The 17,474-nt window shown below is 68.8% G+C and carries 17 protein-coding genes, 1 tRNA gene and 1 pseudogene; 6 read left to right on the top strand and 13 right to left on the bottom strand.

Features of this window, described 5'->3' with window-relative positions; genetic code table 11:
- Nucleotides 1–34: 34 nt before the first annotated feature.
- From QQZ11_RS13645 to QQZ11_RS06295, 8 genes and pseudogenes are all read right to left on the bottom strand, one after another.
- Complete coding sequence (locus QQZ11_RS13645) at nucleotides 35–1,339, bottom strand: PASTA domain-containing protein (protein ID WP_446698836.1); 1,305 nt, start codon at nucleotides 1,337–1,339, stop codon at nucleotides 35–37.
- Between the two features lie 15 nt (nucleotides 1,340–1,354).
- Nucleotides 1,355–2,215: pseudogene (gene pknB, locus QQZ11_RS13650) on the bottom strand (Stk1 family PASTA domain-containing Ser/Thr kinase); the annotation flags it as partial.
- Between the two features lie 91 nt (nucleotides 2,216–2,306).
- Nucleotides 2,307–3,737: a peptidoglycan D,D-transpeptidase FtsI family protein gene (locus tag QQZ11_RS06270; protein ID WP_284549308.1), complete on the bottom strand. Its 1,431-nt coding sequence runs from the start codon at nucleotides 3,735–3,737 to the stop codon at nucleotides 2,307–2,309.
- Nucleotides 3,734–5,164 (bottom strand): FtsW/RodA/SpoVE family cell cycle protein, encoded by a 1,431-nt coding sequence (locus QQZ11_RS06275; protein ID WP_284549309.1) that lies wholly within the window; start codon nucleotides 5,162–5,164, stop codon nucleotides 3,734–3,736. The genes QQZ11_RS06270 and QQZ11_RS06275 overlap by 4 nt, the downstream gene beginning before the upstream one ends.
- Entirely contained in the window at nucleotides 5,164–6,681 is a 1,518-nt protein-coding gene (locus tag QQZ11_RS06280; RefSeq protein WP_446698837.1) for a PP2C family protein-serine/threonine phosphatase, read from the bottom strand. The genes QQZ11_RS06275 and QQZ11_RS06280 overlap by 1 nt, the downstream gene beginning before the upstream one ends.
- Entirely contained in the window at nucleotides 6,678–7,151 is a 474-nt protein-coding gene (locus tag QQZ11_RS06285; RefSeq protein WP_022908676.1) for an FHA domain-containing protein FhaB/FipA, read from the bottom strand. Before QQZ11_RS06285 ends, QQZ11_RS06280 begins: the two co-directional genes overlap by 4 nt.
- A 13-nt stretch (nucleotides 7,152–7,164) precedes the next feature.
- Entirely contained in the window at nucleotides 7,165–7,884 is a 720-nt protein-coding gene (locus QQZ11_RS06290) for an FhaA domain-containing protein (protein WP_022908675.1), read from the bottom strand.
- 129 nt (nucleotides 7,885–8,013) lie between these two features.
- Nucleotides 8,014–8,454 (bottom strand): globin, encoded by a 441-nt coding sequence (locus tag QQZ11_RS06295; protein ID WP_284549313.1) that lies wholly within the window; start codon nucleotides 8,452–8,454, stop codon nucleotides 8,014–8,016.
- Between the two features lie 202 nt (nucleotides 8,455–8,656).
- Between QQZ11_RS06295 and QQZ11_RS06300 the strand changes: the two genes are divergently transcribed.
- Nucleotides 8,657–9,325, top strand: coding sequence for a trimeric intracellular cation channel family protein (locus QQZ11_RS06300; protein ID WP_022908673.1), 669 nt, complete (start codon nucleotides 8,657–8,659; stop codon nucleotides 9,323–9,325).
- Between the two features lie 13 nt (nucleotides 9,326–9,338).
- Here QQZ11_RS06300 and QQZ11_RS06305 read toward each other — a convergent pair whose 3' ends face one another.
- From QQZ11_RS06305 to QQZ11_RS06320, 4 genes are all read right to left on the bottom strand, one after another.
- Nucleotides 9,339–10,085 (bottom strand): carboxymuconolactone decarboxylase family protein, encoded by a 747-nt coding sequence (locus QQZ11_RS06305; protein ID WP_284549315.1) that lies wholly within the window; start codon nucleotides 10,083–10,085, stop codon nucleotides 9,339–9,341.
- A 128-nt stretch (nucleotides 10,086–10,213) separates the two neighbouring features.
- Nucleotides 10,214–10,290 (bottom strand) — tRNA-Pro (locus QQZ11_RS06310).
- Nucleotides 10,291–10,378: 88 nt separating this feature from the next.
- The gene (locus tag QQZ11_RS06315; protein ID WP_284549318.1) at nucleotides 10,379–11,287 is read right to left on the bottom strand and encodes a metallophosphoesterase; all 909 of its coding nucleotides are present in this window, start codon (nucleotides 11,285–11,287) and stop codon (nucleotides 10,379–10,381) included.
- The gene (locus tag QQZ11_RS06320; RefSeq protein ID WP_284549321.1) at nucleotides 11,287–13,725 is read right to left on the bottom strand and encodes a transglycosylase domain-containing protein; all 2,439 of its coding nucleotides are present in this window, start codon (nucleotides 13,723–13,725) and stop codon (nucleotides 11,287–11,289) included. Before QQZ11_RS06320 ends, QQZ11_RS06315 begins: the two co-directional genes overlap by 1 nt.
- A 148-nt stretch (nucleotides 13,726–13,873) precedes the next feature.
- Between QQZ11_RS06320 and QQZ11_RS06325 the strand changes: the two genes are divergently transcribed.
- Together QQZ11_RS06325 and QQZ11_RS06330 are read left to right on the top strand one after the other, a co-directional pair.
- Nucleotides 13,874–14,038, top strand: a complete 165-nt coding sequence (locus tag QQZ11_RS06325) for a DUF4177 domain-containing protein (protein WP_022908669.1) — start codon at nucleotides 13,874–13,876, stop codon at nucleotides 14,036–14,038.
- A 29-nt stretch (nucleotides 14,039–14,067) separates the two neighbouring features.
- The gene (locus QQZ11_RS06330; protein WP_284550182.1) at nucleotides 14,068–14,550 is read left to right on the top strand and encodes a RidA family protein; all 483 of its coding nucleotides are present in this window, start codon (nucleotides 14,068–14,070) and stop codon (nucleotides 14,548–14,550) included.
- A gap of 26 nt (nucleotides 14,551–14,576) precedes the next feature.
- On the opposite strand, the gene QQZ11_RS06335 is transcribed toward QQZ11_RS06330, so the two are convergent.
- Entirely contained in the window at nucleotides 14,577–15,326 is a 750-nt protein-coding gene (locus QQZ11_RS06335) for a Crp/Fnr family transcriptional regulator (RefSeq protein WP_026377536.1), read from the bottom strand.
- Between the two features lie 175 nt (nucleotides 15,327–15,501).
- Between QQZ11_RS06335 and nth the strand changes: the two genes are divergently transcribed.
- Genes nth through QQZ11_RS06350 form a run of 3 tightly spaced genes read left to right on the top strand, consistent with a single transcriptional unit; the run spans nucleotide 15,502 to nucleotide 17,422 of the window.
- Entirely contained in the window at nucleotides 15,502–16,155 is a 654-nt protein-coding gene (gene nth, locus QQZ11_RS06340) for an endonuclease III (RefSeq protein WP_284550184.1), read from the top strand.
- The gene (locus QQZ11_RS06345; RefSeq protein ID WP_284549323.1) at nucleotides 16,152–16,793 is read left to right on the top strand and encodes a TlpA family protein disulfide reductase; all 642 of its coding nucleotides are present in this window, start codon (nucleotides 16,152–16,154) and stop codon (nucleotides 16,791–16,793) included. The genes nth and QQZ11_RS06345 overlap by 4 nt, the downstream gene beginning before the upstream one ends.
- Nucleotides 16,790–17,422: an NUDIX hydrolase gene (locus tag QQZ11_RS06350; RefSeq protein ID WP_284549325.1), complete on the top strand. Its 633-nt coding sequence runs from the start codon at nucleotides 16,790–16,792 to the stop codon at nucleotides 17,420–17,422. Before QQZ11_RS06345 ends, QQZ11_RS06350 begins: the two co-directional genes overlap by 4 nt.
- The last annotated feature ends 52 nt before the right edge of the window (nucleotides 17,423–17,474 follow it).

A 17,474-nucleotide genomic window follows, 5' to 3' on the forward strand; every position in this document is an offset into this window, starting at 1 on the left:
ACCCCTCAGCGGACCCGAGGCCACGACCGCAGGCTCAGCCGCCGCTCGATTGCGACGGGCTCGGCGAACTGCTGGGATCCGGGGACGAGGGCGGCTGGGAGGCCGGCGCCTTGGCCACCTCCAAGGTGATCTTTGCCCCGGGCTTGACCTCCGTGCCCTCCTTGGGGGTCACCGTCAGCACGGTTCCGGGGGCGGCATCGGTGGTCTCGACCTCCTTCACCTTGATGTCGGTGAAGCCGTTGTCGTTGAGTCGCACCTGGGCCCCCGCCAACGGCAGCCCGACCACCTGTGGAACCGCGACGGTGTCCTTCTTCACCCCGATGTAGACGGTGATCTTCTGGGTGCGGTCCAGCTTCGTGCCGTCCTGTTGGTCCTGCTTGATCACCTTGCCGACCTGGGTCTCGTCGGTGGTGACCTGGTTGCGCGGGGTCGTCCCGGCGAACCCGGCGGCGAGGGCCTCCGTGTTGGCGTCGTCCTGGCTCTTCCCGGTCAGGTTCGGCACGGTGGCCTGCTTCGGCGAGAGGTTGATCATCACCTCGTAGCCCTCGGCGACGGTCGCACCGGCGGCGGGATCGGTGCTCACCACCGTGCCGGGCGCCTGCGCCAACGACTCGGCGTTCTCGGGCGCGTCCTGGGACTTGCTCGTGAACCCGGCCGCCTTCAGGGCGTCCTGGGCCTCCTTCAGGGTCTTGCCGACCAGACCGTCGGGGATCGTCCCCGTCTTCACCCCCAGGTTGAGGGTGATGTCGACCGACGTCCCCTCGTCCACCATCTGCAGCGGCTTCGGGTTCTGGTCGATGACCGTGTTCTTGGTCTCATCGGGGCCGTTGACCTCCGTCACCTTGCCGACCTTGAGACCGGCGTTGATGATCTGCGACTCGGCGCTGGCGCGGTTGGCCCCGATCACCGAGGGCACCCTCGACTGAGCCGGTGCCTGCGGTCCGCTGTCCTTCAGCACCTGCCACAACCCGTAGCCGACCACGGCGGCCAGGGCCAGCAGCAGGGCGACGACGATGGTCACGGTGCGTCGGCGGGCTGGACGATCCTGCACCGCGGTCATCGGACCCGTGTCGGCGTGCGCGGGCAGGAATGATCCGGTGTCGCTCACCGCCTGGTGGGTACCGGTCGGTGTGCCCCCGGCTGCGGCGAGGCCACTCATGCCGACAGCACCGCCGGCATTGGCGGCCGCCGCCTGGGCCGCCATGGCAGCGGCTCCGAGTCCCACGGCCGCACCGGCAGCACCTGCACCGGCGGCGCCCATCCCGGCGGCGCCCACTCCGGCGGCACCCATCCCGGCGGCGCCCACTCCGGCGGCACCCAGCACCCGCGTCGGCGCCATCGAGGCCGACGATGCCGCCAACACCGGCTCACCGGCAAGCAGGCGGGTGATGTCGTCGCGCATCTCGCGCGCGTCCTGGTAGCGGTCGGCCGGATCCTTGGCGAGCGCCTTCAAGGTGATCGCGTCCATCGCGGCGGTGATCTCATGGTCGACGTGACTGGGGGGCACGGGCTGCTCGCGCACGTGCTGGTAGGCCACCGAGACCGGCGAGTCACCCGTGAAAGGGGGTCGTCCGACCAACAACTCGTACAACAGGCAACCGGCGGAGTAGATGTCGGAGCGTTGGTCGACCGTCTCGCCCCGGGCCTGTTCGGGTGAGAGGTACTGCGCGGTGCCGATGACGGCCGCTGTCTGGGTCATCGTCGCCGAGGTGTCCGCGACGGCGCGGGCGATGCCGAAGTCCATCACCTTGACCTGGCCCTGGGGCGTCAGCATGACGTTGGCCGGCTTGATGTCTCGGTGCACGATGCCCGAACGGTGCGAGTACGCCAGTGCGTCGAGGACTCCTTGGACGAACTCCAGGGCCCGCTCGGGAAGGATCTTTCGTCCGTCGCGCAACACGTCGCGGAGGGTGTGCCCCTGGACGAGCTCCATCACGATGTAGGGCACATGCACCCCGGTGGCTGCGTCGTTCTCCTCGCCCGTGTCGTAGACGGCGACGATGTTGTGGTGGTTGAGTCCGGCGGCAGCCTGGGCCTCGCGCCGGAACCGCGCCTGGAAGGTGGGATCGGACGACAGGTCGGCCCTCAGCCGCTTGACCGCCACCTCTCGTCCGAGCCGGGAGTCGTGGGCGCGCCAGACCTCGGCCATGCCGCCGCGGCCGATGACTGATTCGAGTTGGTAGCGGCCACCGAGCAGGATTCCAGAATCGGTCATCGGTGTCCTCCTTCCGAGGGCGCCGATCGGGTCGACATCGCCTCATGGGTCCGGGGGGTGGGGGGGTTTCGGGTGGGCACGATGTGGTTCCTCATCTGAGCGCCTGGATGACCTGGGCGGCGATCGGGCCGGCGAGTCGTCCACCGGCGATGTCGGAGCGTTCGATACCAGCCTCCTCGATGAAGACGGCGACGGCCACCTTCGGGTCCTCGGAGAATGCCACGAACCAGGCGTAGGGGGGCCGAGCGGGATCGGACTGGGCAGTGCCGGTCTTGCCCCCGATCACCAGACCGGAGACCTGGGCCCGGGTACCCGTGCCGCCCTCGACGACGCGCACCATCATCTGCTGCATCATCTGGGCGGTCTCGGGCTTCATCACCTGTCCGATGGCGGTGGGATGGTGGGAGCTGACCAGTTGCAGGTTGGGTGCGCGCACGTCCGAGACGAGGTAGGGCTCCATCAGCTTGCCGTCGTTGGCGATGGCCGAGGCGACCATCGCCACCTGCAGCGGGCTGGCCGCGACGTCGTACTGCCCGATGGCCGACAACGCCAGTTGCGCCCGGTCGGTCTTGTCGGGGAACCGCGAGGTGGCCCACGGCACGTCGGTGGTGACCTCGGTGTTGAAGCCGAACTTCTCGGCTTGGTCGCGCAGCGCCTGGTCGCCGGTGTCGAGCCCCAGCTGGGCGAAGGCGGTGTTGCACGAGTGCATCAAGGCCTGCTCGAGCGAGACGGTCGTGTTGCCGCAGTCGATCTCATTGGTCAGCACCGTCGTCGACTGCGGCAGCGCGAGGGCCCGCCTGGACGCGATCTTCGAGCTCGGGGTGAGGTTGAGCCGTTCGATCGCGGCGCTGGCCGTGACCAGCTTGAAGACCGACCCGGGCGGGTAGATCTCCTTGCTGGCGCGGTTCTTGAGGGGCCCGTCGGGATCCTTCACCAGGGAGTCCCAGTTCGTCTTGGCGCGGCTCAGGTCGTTGGTGGCCAACAGGTTCGGGTCGTAACTGGGCAGCGACACGTTGGCCAGCACGGCCCCGGTCTCGTAGTCGAGGGCGACCACTGCCCCCTTGCGCCCGGCCAGCCCGTCGAACGCGGCCTGCTGGGCCCTGGGGTCGATCGTGCTGGTGATCGAGGCACCCTTGGGCTGGCGACCCGACAGGGTGGCGATCAACCGGTCGATGGCCTGGGAGTCGTCCGTTCCGGCGAGTTGCCTGGTGTAGTTCAGCTCCAGCCCCGAGGAACCGAAGTCGTAGGAGTACCAGCCCGTCACCGAGGCGTAGAGCTCCGGCTGCGTGTAGCTGCGCTGGTACCTGAATCGACCGTTGGTGGCCTTCGACTGCGCCAGGGGAGTGTTGCCGATCAGGATGGCGCCACGGTCACGGGCGAACTCGGCATCGCGGACGCGACGGTTGCGCACGTCACCGTTGAGGTCGGGGTAGCGCACCACGGCCGCATAGGTCAGGTTGGCCAGCAGGGCGAAGATCATCACGGCGGCGAGCACCGCCACCTTGCGGATGGGACCGTTCATGCCGTCACCCCACTGGCCGGTAGGGGCTTGGCGGTGATGACGTGGGTCTCGTCCAGCCTGAGATCGGTCGCGGTGGGTTCGTCGAGCCTGGCCGTGGCGACCATGGGCCTGCGCGCGTGATGGCTGATCACCAGCATCACCCCGATGATCGTCCAGTTCGCGATCATGGACGAGCCGCCCTGGCTCATGAAGGGTGTGGTCAGACCGGTGAGCGGAAGCAGCCGGGTGACCCCACCGATGATGGCGAAGACCTGCAGGGCGAACGTGAACGACAGTCCGCAGGCGAGCAGCTTCAGGTAGGGGTCGTGGCTGGCCAGCGCCATCCGCAGACCGCGGGCGACGATGTAGGCGTACAGCATCACGACGGCAACCAGACCGAACAGCCCCACCTCCTCGCCGATCGCCGCGGAGATGAAATCGGACTTGGCGAGCGGGGTGAGCCCGGGTCGACCCAGACCCCAGCCTCGTCCGGTCAGACCTCCCCAGGCCATGCCGAACTGTCCGGAGATGACCTGCAGGTTCTGGTCGTAGTTCTCGAAGGGGTGCAACCAGGAACTGACCCGCACCCGTACGTGGCGGGTGAACAGGTAGGCACCCCAGCCGCCGACCGCCATCAACGCTGCGCCGACGATGGGCCAGCCCGGGCGCTCCGTGGCCACGTAGAGCATGATCACGAACAGCCCGAAGAACAGCAGCGCCGTGCCCAGGTCGTTCTGGAAGACCAGCACCAGCATGCAGGCGACCCACATCAGGGCGATCGGCCCCAGGTCACGCAGGCGTGGGAACTGGATCGGTCCGAGCCGGAAGCCGCTGAGCGCGAGCACTTCGCGCTTGTCGACCAGGTAGGCGGCGAAGGCGAAGGCGAGCAGGATCTTCGCGACCTCGGAGGGCTGGAAACTCATCGGGCCGATCCGGATCCAGATGTTCGCCCCCAGTGTGCTGACCCCCAGCCCGGGCACCAACGGCAGCAACAGCAGGCCGACTCCGGCGATGAAGAGCAGGTAGGGGAAGCGCTGCAACCGGCGTGGGTCGCGCACGAAGATCGCCACCGCCGCGAACAGCAGCATGCCGAGCCCCGTCCACACGAATTGCATGACGGCGTCGTCGCGGGGTGGCGAGGGGATCAGGTCGATCCGGTGGATCATCGCCAGTCCCAGACCGTTGAGGGCGATGACGCACGGCAGGATCAGGGGGTCGGCGTACGGCAGTCGCCAGCGGACGACCAGGTGGCAGGCGACCGCCATGCCGATCCACAGGGCGCTCACCCGCATCCAGCTCGTGGGGGCGTGACCGTGCAGGTTGATCTCGGTCAGCAGCCAGCCGCCGAGACCGAGGGTGCAGGCGAGCAGCACCATCGCCAGTTCGACGTTGCGGCGCTTGCGGTAGACGACCGTCTGCCCGACGGCTGGGAGGGAGGCCGCGCTCATCAGCACTCCCCGTTCGTGATGCTCCCCGACGAAGCGGCCGTTGCCGCGGGGGTGGACGAGCCCGGAACCGGGCCGGGGACCGACGCTGAGGGCGACCCTGACGGGGTGCCCGAGGGGGAGGGGGAAGACGACGTGCTCGCGCTGGCCGTGGAGCTGGGTGTCGCGGTCGCTGTGGAACTGGGTGTCGCGGTCGGTGTTGAACTGGGTGTCGCGCTGGCCGAGGGGTCTGCGGGGGCACATGTGCCCGCCACCCGACGCAGTTCGGCGAGGGCGTTCTCGGCCTCGGCCGCACTGTGCAGGCTGAAGCTGGCCCGCACGCGCTCCCGGTGGTAGCGGGGCAGCTCGGCGGTGACGATGTCGGTTGACTCGCTGAGGTGGCTGAGCGTCAGCACCGGCACCCGCACCCCTTGGTAGACCGCGACGGTTCCGGCGTTGTCGGCGATGTAGTACTGGGCCTGGCTCCAGCGGTAACCGCCGAATCCCAGCCCCGCCAGCACGACCAGGCCCAGCAGCGTGATCGCGATCCCTCGCCACGGCCGTGGCCGGTCGAGGGTGGGTGAGTAACGCGCGACCTCGGTCTCGTCCAGTACGACACCGGCGGCCGAGGCACCCCCCGACGACGAGGGCGGGGACGGTGCGAGTGGGGTGAGGGACGAGCCGTCGTCAGGGGAGGCTTCCGCCCCTGCGCCGTCCGCGACCGCTGCCACCGGCGACCCCGTCGCCGCACCGGGGACGAGGGACGCCCCCAGTTCGTCCGCGGCGCCCAGCACCAGGGGCGGCCGGACGTCGATGAGGTCGTCCTGGGGCACGACCCGGGCCATCGAGATGGTGATGTTGTCCGCCCCGCCGCCGTCATGGGCAGCCCTGACGAGTACCTCCATGGCGGCGTCGAGGTCGTCCATGCCCAAGGCGTGGGCGATCACGGCGTCGGTGGTGAACCCACACAGGCCGTCGGAACAGAACAGCACCACGTCGCCCTCGTGCACCTCGAAGGTGAAGGTGTCGGGTTCGTGGTTGGGGTGGCCGTTGAGCACCTTCAGCACCAGCGAGCGGTGGGGGTGCACGAGGGCCTCGTCCTCGGTGATCTTGCCCTCGTCGACCAGCGACTGCACCCACGAGTGGTCATGGGTGAGGCGGCTCAGCGTGCCGTCGCGGAAGAGGTAGCCGCGGGAGTCACCGATGTGCACCACGCCGAGCTGGGTGCCGGAGAAGAAGGCGCCGCAGAAGGTGGTCCCCATGCCGTCGAGGGTGTGGTCGGAGGCCACCAGTTCGGTGATCAGCTCGTTGGCCCGGCGCATCGCACCGCGCAGGCGGGGCACCAGTTCGTCATCGGTGTGCGCTCCGTCGGCCAGCACGACCTGGTGGATGGCGACCGCCGAGGCCAGGTCACCCGCCGCGGCACCTCCCATGCCGTCGGCGATCACGAGCGCGGTGGGGGAGGCGTAGCCCGAGTCCTGGTTGTTCTTGCGCACCAGCCCCACCTCGGAGTGGGCGCGGAAGTCGAGGGAGTACATCAGCCCTCCACCCTCATCTGGGTGCGGCCGATGCGGATGATGTCACCGATGGCGACGGCCCGGGGTTGGGTGATGAGCTGGGTGTTGAGGGCTGTGCCGTTGGTCGAGGACAGGTCCTCGAGCCACCAGGTGCCGTGGTCGTCCTGCAGCAACTGGGCGTGCCGGGTCGAGGCGTAGTCGTCATCGAGGTTCAGGGCGGAGTCGGCGGCTCGTCCGAGCCCGACCACACCGAACAAGGGGATGCTGAGCCCTTCCTGGCGCCCCTCGATCACGGTCAACCGCGACGGCACCTTGGCCCCGCGGCGGCGCTTGCGGCGGCCGGCGGCCGGGGCCACCATGATGTCGGACGAGGTCGACGTCACCACCCTGCGTCCGAACATGTCGGCCCTGATCACGTGCGCGGCGAACACGATGAAGCCCCACATGACCACCAGGAAGGCCACCTTGAGGGCGGCGACGGCGAGTTCGCTCAAGGACGCTCCCCGGTCAGGACCCGACGGGCGCGTGCACCAGCATGCGAGTGGTGCCGATCTCGAGGCGGGTGCCGTCGGTGATCTGTGCCTGTCGGCACTTCTGGCCGTTGACCGTGATGCCGTTGGTGGAGCCGAGGTCCTCGATCGAGATGTCGGGGCCCGAGACGTGGATCATGGCGTGCTTGCGGCTGATGCCGGGGTCGTTGATCCGCAGGTCGGCCTCCGACCCTCTCCCGATCAGCAGACCCGGGGCCATCAGGGGGTGGCGCACCCCGTTCACCTCGAGCACCAATCTGGGGGTGGCCCCGAAGACATGGGTGTGGTCGTCGTCGGCATCAAGGGCAGCCTGGCCGCGTTCCACGCCGGCCGAGGCCTGGCTCTCGACGGTGAACCGCCCCGTCGGAAGGGTCTCGTCGAGTTCGTACTCGATCACGATGGGCCCGTTGAAGACATAACGACGCTCACCCGCGTGCTCGCGCAGTTCAGGGATGATCTCGGCGTTCAGCGTCTTGGAGTAGGGGGCGAGCCGGTCGTGGTCCCGCGACGAGAGGCCGACCACGAAGTGGTTGGGCACCAGCCGCTTCTCCCGACTGAGCACCGTGGCGCGGGCATCCAACTCCCGCTGCAGACGAGCGGCGATCTCGACGGGTTCGACGTCACCCTTGAAGGCACGCGCAAAGACGCCGTTCACGGCGCCTTCGATCTTCTGTTCGATCTTGTCCAGCAGACCCATGCGTGCTCCCTTCAGTGACGTCCCAGTGTGGCCCAACTCCTCGATCTTACGCAGCACCGGCGCCACGGTGGGGTTGCGACTCGGCTGTCCGGGCCCTGACCCCGGCCCTGCTGGGCCTCGGAACCCGACTCAGGCCAGAGGCAGTTCGCGCCGAATTGGCTGGTCGTCGGTGGTGTTGACCAGGAATTGTGCGGCCCGGGTCAGGTACTCGCGCATCGCCGCGTCGTACTCAGGTGCGAGGTCGAGCTGGTCGACAGCGCCCAGCATGTGCACCAACCAGCGCTCGGCGGCAGCCTGGGTCACCCGGAACTGGGCGTGCCGGATGCGCAACCGGGGATGGCCGCGCTGCTCGTGGTAGTCAGACGGGCCCCCCCAGTACTGCTCCAGGAACATCCGCAGCCTGTCCTCCGCGGGGCCGAGGTCCTGCTCGGGGTACATCGGCCGGAGCAACTCGTCGCCGGCCACGCCCTGGTAGAAGAGGTGCACCAGCCGCTGGAAGGTCTCACGTCCACCCATCGCCTCGTAGGGGGTGGGGGCGCCGCCGGAAGTCTCGTTCTGTGCAGCCGTCATGCCTCGATTGTCGCGGCCGACCCGCGCACGGCCAAACCCGTTCACCCCGGGCCGATGTCCAGAATTGGCCCCGGAACGGCGTTCGGCGCCGAATCGGCTGCCCGGCCCGAGGCTGGTGGTCAATTCTGGACGAGTACGCTCACAGCCCAGAGGCGTCGTCCCACCCGGGCGACCTCCCAGGGACGAGGCGAGAGGGAGCGGAGTGCACTGGTTCGACGTGTCGATGCAGGTGATCGACCTGTTGGGAGTGCTGGCCAACGCCATCCTCGGCGGCATGGCCGCCCGTGCTGCTCGCCTCGACCCGGTCGGGTTCGCCATCGTGGCGGTCATGTCGGGCCTGGGCGGGGGCATGATCCGCGACGTGTTGCTCGGCCAGGGAACCGTGGTCGCGCTCACCAATCCCGCCTATCTGGGCATGGCCCTGGTGGGTTCGGCGCTCGCCTTCCTGGTGAACTTCCAGGCGAAGCTGCCACGCCGCACGCTGGTGCTGCTCGACGCCTTGGCGGTGGGCTGTTGGGCGGCCGTCGGCGCGACGAAGGGTCTGGCCACGGGACTGTCCTGGCTGGCCGCGGTGATGTTGGGTGTGGTCACCGTGATCGGTGGCGGCATCGTCCGCGACCTGCTGCTGGTGAAACGGCCCGTGGTGCTGGGGGGCAACACCCTCTACGCGACCAGCGCCTTCTTCGCGGCCCTGGTCACCGTGATCGGGGCCAAGCTGGGTGAGCCGCAATGGGGGGTGGCCGGCTCGTTGGGGGTCGGTGCCGGCGTCTCGTTGCTGGCCCGCCGGTTCGGGTGGAAGCTCCCGACCGAGCTGCGGATGAGTGGGCTGCCGGCCGTTCGCAGGTGGCGAGGCGGACGAGAACCCGACTGATCCGTGGGGCCGGTCATGGGGCCTGAGCCGGTGCGATCTCGTCGACGGCGCGCAGGCCGTTCAGCATGCGGGGATAGCCGATCCACGGGACCAACTGGCTCAGGGTGTCGATCAACACCGCGCGCCCGTTGCCCAGCCTGAGGTTGCCGGCCACATGACTGGCCACCTGCGGGTCACACCCGCCATGCGCGACCAACAACACGAAGGTGAGCAATTCCCGGGTCTGCAGGTCGATGCCGCCGCGGGTGTAGTGGTCGCCGAAGCAGTTCTCGGTCAGCCACCGCTGCAGGTGGACCTCGTCTGCTGGGGCGTCGTCATGCAGCGAGTGCAGGCGCTCCCCGACGATCGTGAACTGCGCGTCCCAGCCCTTCTCGAACCGGGTTTGGAGGGTGGTCGTCGACTGGGGTGGCAGCGGCAGCTGGACGCCCCGTCGGAGCAGTTCGGCGTTGGTCAGCTGCAGGAACTCGACCACCTTGGCCATGCCCAGGTAGGCAACCGCCTGATAGAGCAGTTCCTTGGCCTCGACCGGGCTCACCCCGTCGTCGAGGGCTGCGGTCAGGGTGAGGGAGTACTGCCGGTGGGTTTGGCAGGCGACCAGCGCCGCAAGTCTGACGAGCCAGGTCAGGTGCGGGTCGAGGCTCCCATGGGCCGCCACCTCGTCGAAGGCGAACCTGGTGGAGTACTCGGCGAACTCGGGATCGGTCTCCAGGAAGTCCTCTTCGTGGATGGCTCGGTCAGCGTGGCGTGGGGCGGCGTCCATGGCACCATCACAGCACCGCAGATCCTGCGGAAACAGGCACTGCCCGGACCCCCTCGAACCGGGAATGGCGAGAGCCGCCCCGGGAGGACGATGCCCCACCGGAACGGCTCTGCACGGGTACCACTGGATGGTCGGGGTGACAGGATTTGAACCTGCGACCTCGTCGTCCCGAACGACGCGCGCTACCAAGCTGCGCCACACCCCGACTGGACCTCGCGGACGAGGACCGTCCGCCACTGTAGCCCACCCGGTGCCCGTGGCACCAACTGGATCGTCGTCCTGAACGCCCGGTCTCAGGCGGGCTGGCGCGCGGTCAGGGTCAGCAGCGTCGCCTCGGGTCGGCAGAAGGTGCGGTAGGGCGCGAACGGCGAGGTTCCCAGCCCAGCCGAGACGTGCAACCAGGCACTGTGGCCCCCCGCGCTGTACCGGCTGAGGCCCTTGACCCGGTCGGTGTCGAGATCGCAGTTGGTGACCAGCGCACCAGTCGGCAGGCAGACCTGTCCCCCGTGGGTGTGCCCTGCCAGGACCACCTGCACACCGTCGGCCACCATGGCGTCGAGCACCCTCCGGTACGGGGCGTGGGTCACGCCCATCGTGAGGGTCCCGTCCGACACCGCTCCAGCCACCTCTGCGTACCTGTCGCGTTCGAGGTGGGCGTCGTCGGTGCCGCGGAACCTGATGGGGCGTCCGGCCACCTCGAGGGTGGCCGCCCGGTTGCTGAGGTCGACCCACCCTCGTTCGGTCATCGCGGCGCGCAGGTCACGCCACGGAAGTTCGACCGGATCCGGGGCGGGGCGCAGCGCTGGCAGCCCGAGGTAGCGCAGCGGGTTCTTGAAACTCGGAGCCTGGTAGTCGTTGGAGCCGAAGACGAACACGCCCGGCACGTCGAGCAGGCCACCCCAGGCGCGCAGCAGCGGCGCGATCGCCGACGGCGACGCGATGTTGTCGCCGGTGTTGACGACCAGGTCGGGCTCCAACGAGGCCAGGCCCGACAGCCAGTCCAGCTTGGCCCGTTGGCTCGGCACCAGGTGGATGTCGGACAGGTGCAGCACCCGTACGGAGGCCGCGCCGGGGGGCAGCACCGGTGCGCTGAACTCACGCAGGGTGAAGCGCCGGGTCTCGGCGTTGGCCCAGGCGAGCACTCCGGCCCCGGTCGCCAACCCGGAGACCGCCGCCACGGCAGCGGTCGTCGCCAACCGCATCAGGGCTTCTTCTTGCCCGGCTTGCTGGCCGTCGCCGTGGCCGTGGCAGTCGGCTTGCTGCTCGACGGAGGCTTCGACGCGCTACTGGACGACGTGGCCGTGGCAGTCGGCTTGGGCTGGGGTTTCGGCTGGGGCCGGGGGCCACTCGAGAGCACGAAGTAGACCGGCTGGCCCACCCGAGTCTTGCCGGTCGGGTAGGTGTCGATCCACGTGCCCACCGAGCGGTAGTCGTACTGGTAGCGCTCGACCGGGTTCAGGCCCACCTTGCGGACGGCGTCCTCGGCCTCCTGCAGGGTGAGACCGGTCAGGTCGGGGATCTGCACCTCCTTGCCGTTGAGCACCTCGTCGGTGGGTGCCACGAACTTCGTCTTGGGTTTGCCCTTCAGCGCCTCGGCCATGGCCACCTTGTAGATGCGGCCTGCGTCGCCCGAACCGGACCCCTCGAGGTAGGTACCGCTCGGCAGTCGGATGCCCTTCAACGAGCGTTTCCGGTTGGCCCAGTAACTCGTCCCCTTGTCGACCGAGATCATGGCGATACCAGCCATCTCAGGGGTGTAGCCGGCGAACCACACCGCCTCGTTCGACTCGGTCGTACCCGTCTTGCCCGCCTGGGGGTAATCGCCAGGGATCCGCGCCCGGTAGCCGGTCCCCGGGTACTCCATCACCTTCGAGAGCACGTAGTTGGTGCCGTCGGCGATCGAGGCCTCCATCACCTTCTGGCACTTCGCAGCGGGAACGCCCAACGACTTGCCCGCCTTGGTGGTGACGGACTTCAGGATGAGGGGGTTGCATCGCACCCCGCGGTTGGCGAAGGTGGCATACGCCTGGGCCATCGACATCGGGGTGACCTCGGCCGAACCGAGGATGAACGACAGGTTCGCCGACTGGGTGGTCATGGGCTGACCATTGGCCAATTTGGCGCCGGCCCGATCGGCCATCTGGGTGACGGCGCAGTTGCCGACCTGGGCAGCCAGCGGGACGAAGAACGTGTTGACCGAGCCCTGCGCCGCCTGGACGAGTGTGAGCTGACGGTTGCCGTAGCCGGAGACCGAGTTGCTCACCTTGTAGGGCTGGATCTGGCGGATCATGCCCTGGCAGCTCATGAAGGAGACGCCCGTCATGTCGACGGTGCTCTTGGCCAGCATCTTGGTGTTCGGGGTCATGCCCTTCTCGAGCGCAGCCGCGATGCCGAAGGCCTTGAACGTCGATCCGCCCTGGAAGCCGGAGGCGTCGCCCATCGACTTCTCGACGTTGTAGTTGAGGAAGGTCTCCCCTCGTCCGGTTCCCATCTTGGGCCGCGACTGCGCCATGGCCACGATCAGGCCGGAACGGGGCTGCACGAGCACCGAGGTGGAGATGACCGGATCGGTGGGGGAGACGAGGTCGCTGATGGCGCTCTGGGCGGCGCGTTGGGTCTTCGGGTCGATCAGGGTCTGGATGGTGAGCCCGCCGCGCTTGAGGTTGCGGTCGCGCTCGTCGGCGGTCTTGCCCAAGGAGGGCATCGCGTCCGACAGCAGCACGCGACGCACGTAGTCACAGACGTGCGGGAAGGGTGAGCTGATGCAGCCGTTGGGTGCCGGCTGCACCTTGGCGGGCTCGAAGACGGACTTCTTCGCGGCATCTGCCTCCGCCTGGGTGACCACTCCGAGGTCGGCCATGCGCTGCAGCACGACGTTGCGGCGGTTCATCGCCGCCTGCGGGTAGAGACGGGGGTTGGTGGCGTTGGGGTTCTGGACGAGCCCGGCCAGCATGGCGGCCTGGGCCAACGTCAGCTTGTCGGCGGTGGTGTTGAAGAACCTCTTCGAGGCGGCCTGGACGCCGTAGGCGCCGTCGCCGTAGTAGGCGATGTTGAGGTACCGCTCGAGGATGATCTTCTTCGCGTTCGGGCCGAGGCTCTTCTCGAGGGCGATGGCGTAACGCAGCTCTCGCACCTTGCGGCTGACGGTCTGGGCCTGCGCCTCGCGCATGGCCTCCTCGTCGTTGTTGTTCTGAGCGTCCTGCACCAGCACCTGCTTGACGTATTGCTGGGTCAGGGTTGAACCGCCCTGGGTCGCCCCGCCGGTGGAGTTGCGGACGAACGCGCGCAGCGTCCCCTGCAGGTCGATGGCGCCGTGCTCGAAGAACCGGTGGTCCTCGATGGCGACCTGCGCCTCCTGCATGTAGGGGTGGATCTTCGACATCGCGACGTACTCGCGGTTCTGGTCGTAGAAGGTGGCGAGCACCTCACCATTGGCCATCAGCACCCGCGAGACCTCGGACTGCGGCGGGATGTCGAGTGCGGCGGGCAGGTCTTCGAGGCTGTTCGCCCCGGCCTTGGCCACCCCTCCGGCCATCGCGACGTACGGCACGGCCAGCCCGGCGGTCAGCAGACCACACAGCACGCTGACGGCCGCGAACATCGCCAGGGCATATGCCTTGCTCGCCTTGGTTGCACTCATGGCCCCAGAGTACGTGACCGTTCTGGCAATCCCGGAACCGCTGGGCCGGGCAGCGGCGGTCCAGAAATGGCCCCCATCGGCGTGAGGACCCCTCGAAGCGGGATCGGACGGCCGTCCGCGACCATTTCTGGACCACTAGTCTGGGCCCATGACGAAATGGGAGTACTTCACCGCCCCGATCCTGACCCACGTGTCGACGCAGATCCTCAACAACTTCGGCGCCGACGGCTGGGAACTCGTGCAGATCGTGCCGGGCCCGAACCCCGAGAGCCTGGTCGGCTACTTCAAGCGTCCGGTGCCGGAGAAGAAGTGAGCCCTGACGAGGGGGCTTCCGACCGCACGATGCCCACCCGTTCGACGGGTGCGGCGTCGGTCAGTGCACGGCTCGACGAACTGGGCATCACGCTGCCGCCGGTCGCCAAGCCGTTGGCCGCCTACACCCCGGCCACCCGGGTCGGCTCCCAGGTGTGGACCTCGGGCCAGCTGTGTTCGGTCAACGGTGAGCTGGTCGCCGTCGGCAAGGTGGGTGCCGAGGTCTCCGCGGACGAGGCCACTCGCGCAGCCCGGATCTGCGCCCTGAACGCCCTTGCCGCCGCAGCCGAGGTGGCGGGCGGCGTCGACGCCATCACCCGCATCGTCAAGCTGGTGGTCTTCGTCGCCTCCGATCCGGGGTTCACCGGTCAACCCGCCGTCGCCAATGGCGCCTCCCAGCTGATGGGAGAGATCTTCGGTGAGGCCGGGGTGCACGTGCGCAGCGCCGTCGGGGTGTCGGTGCTGCCCCTTGACGCTGCGGTCGAACTCGAGCTGGTCGTCGAGACCAGCTGAATCGGTCCGGCGCAGCCGACGACCGGTCAGTTCGAGCGAGCCACCAGACGGGCGCGGTCGTGGATCACGACCGAGCGGCTGTTGACGGTCAGGATGCCGCGCTGCTCGAAGTCGGTGAGGGCCTTGTTGACGCTCTCGCGGCTGGCGCCGACCACCTGGGCGAGTTCGGCCTGGGTGAGGTCATGGGCGACGTCCCAGCCCATCGGGGTCTGCGTGCCGAACCGATCGCACAACGAGACCAGCAGCGAGGCCAGTCGTCCGGGCACATCGGAAAGGATGAACCGGGAGCTCTGGTTGTCGCTGCGTCGCAGCCGCGTGGCCATCTGCCGCAACAGCGCCCGGGCAACGTCGTGGCGTTCGTCGACCAGGTCTCGCATGGCGTGCCCCGAGATGCGCAGCACCCGGCACGCGGTCTGCGCGGTCGCGGTGGTGGAGCGTTGCCCCGCGTCGAAGACCGACAGTTCCCCGAACATCTCGCCGGGGCCCATCAGCCACAGCAATGACTCCCGCACCTGCACCGCCTGGGCACGCCGACGCAGTTCCTTGACCGTGACCTTGCCGCGCAGCGGGGGCAGCGGGGTGGGCTGGTGGCGGGCAGCGCGAGTGAGCTTCACCTTGCCCTCGAGCATGATGTAGACCTCGTCGGCGGGGTCACCGGCGACGAACAATGTCATTCCCTTGGCCAGCTCGATCACGGTGGCGTGCGCGAGCACGGCCTGACGTCCCTCCGGCGGCAATTCGGCCAGAAAGGGGACCGATGTCACGTCAATGTTCAAGGGATGCTCCTGGGGCTGAACTGTGAGAAATCAGTCTATCGACGGCCATTTCGCCGCAATCGGGGGGGTGCCAACTCCATCCATGGCCCCCGTCGCGGCCGACTACGCTGGGCGCGTGGTGACCAGAACCCCGGCCGAAGCCCCCGCTCCCGAGCTCGTCGAGCGGGCCCACCACATGCACCGACTGCTCGCCGAGTGCTACCCGAAGGCTCGCTGTGAACTCGACTTCGCCACCCCCCTGGAACTGCTGGTGGCCACCGTGCTGTCGGCCCAGTCGACCGATCGGCGGGTCAACTCGATCACGCCCGTGCTGTTCGCCCGCCACCCCGACGCCCGCGCCTACGCGGAGGCCGATCCCGATGAGCTGGAGCGGATCATTCGTCCGACGGGTTTCTTCCGGGCCAAGTCCCAGGCCTTGATCGGCATCGGACGAGCACTGGTCGACGGGTTCGACGGAGTCGTGCCCGGAACCCTCGAGGAACTGGTGACCCTGCCCGGGGTGGGACGCAAGACCGCCAATGTCGTGCTCGGAAATGCGTTCGGTGTGCCGGGGGTCACTCCCGACACCCACCTGATGCGGGTGACCAGGCGCATGGGGTGGACGACGGCCACGAAGCCCGACGACGTCGAGCGGGCCGTCGGTGCGCTGTTCGACCCCTCCGACTGGGTGATGCTCTGTCACCGGGTGATCTGGCACGGGCGCCGCCGTTGCCACGCGCGCAATCCTGCCTGCGGCGCCTGCCCCGTCGCCAGCCTGTGCCCCTCGTTCGGGGAGGGGCAGACCGATCCGCAGAAGGCCGCGGCGCTGGTGAGGGAGCCGCGCGCATGAGCCACCGACGCCCGCGCAGTGCCGGGATGCACTGGTTCGCGATCGGGCTGGGCGTGGTGATGACCTTGGCAGCCTGTTCGTCCGCGCCGCGAACGGTGGACGAGTTGCCCACCCCGTCCGCCGTGGCCGACGGGACCAACCTGCAGGCCGAACGCAAAGCGGCCGGGATCGCCGACTGCCCGGTCACGGCCTCCGACGCGGCCCCGGTCGAGGGGGGGCTGCCTTCGCTCACCCTGCCGTGTCTGGGGGGCGGATCGCAGACGACCCTGGCGGGCCTGCGCGGCCCGATGCTGGTCAACTTCTGGGCCCAGTGGTGCGGGCCCTGCCGGGAGGAGGCGCCTCTGCTCGCGAAGGCATCGCAGACCTTCGCCGGCAAGGTCGCCTTCGTCGGTGTCGACACCAACGACCCCCGCCCGGGGCTGGCGATCGAGTTCGCCAAGCATGCGGGGTGGACCTACCCACAACTGCGTGACGCCACCGGGGACCAGGTCGACAAGCCTCCCCTGCAGGCCAAGAACCTGCCCACCACGATCCTGGTCGACCGGCGGGGACGCATCATCGCCAGGCACCCGGGTGGGTTCACCTCGCAGGCCGCGCTCGACCAGTGGATCGCGTCGACCCTGGGCGTGACCCCATGAGCGACTGGTTCGACCTGCTGGCGGGCAGGCTCGACCCCTTGGGCACCCGTCAACGATCGGGGGAGCACCGGGTGACCTCGCGCGCCACGCCCTCGGCGGTGCTGGCCCTGCTGACCAGCGGGGATCGTCCGGATCTGGTGTTCACCGAACGGGCCTCGACCCTGCGCAACCACGCGGGCCAGATGTCGTTCCCCGGCGGCCGGATCGACCCCGGCGATGCCGATGCCGTGGCGGCGGCCCTGCGCGAGACCCATGAGGAGATCGGTCTCGATCCGTCCGCGGTGGGCCCCTTGGGCGAGTTGCCGCCGACCCGACTCACCACTGCCGTGTTCAATGTGACCCCCGTGGTCGCAACCTGGTCGGGGGACGAGCCCGTGGCGGTGATGGACACCGCGGAAGTGGAGTCGATCCACCGGTTCGCCATCGACGACCTCGTCTCACCGGAGCACCGGGTGGTCGTCCATCATCCCCGCGGAGGGGTCGGGCCGGCCTTCGTGTTCGGCGACTACATGGTGTGGGGTTTCACCGCTCACCTGGTCGACGAACTGCTGCGGCTGGGCGGCTGGGAACGGCCCTGGCCGCGACGGGTCGTCGAGATCCCCGAGAGATTCCTCCGCTCGGGATTGTGAGCGGCGTCAGACGTCCGGCCCCCCAGTCGCGGCTCAGAAGTCGCGGCTCAGA

The organism is Aestuariimicrobium sp. T2.26MG-19.2B (genome assembly GCF_950101875.1).
Taxonomy (GTDB): domain Bacteria; phylum Actinomycetota; class Actinomycetes; order Propionibacteriales; family Propionibacteriaceae; genus Aestuariimicrobium; species Aestuariimicrobium kwangyangense.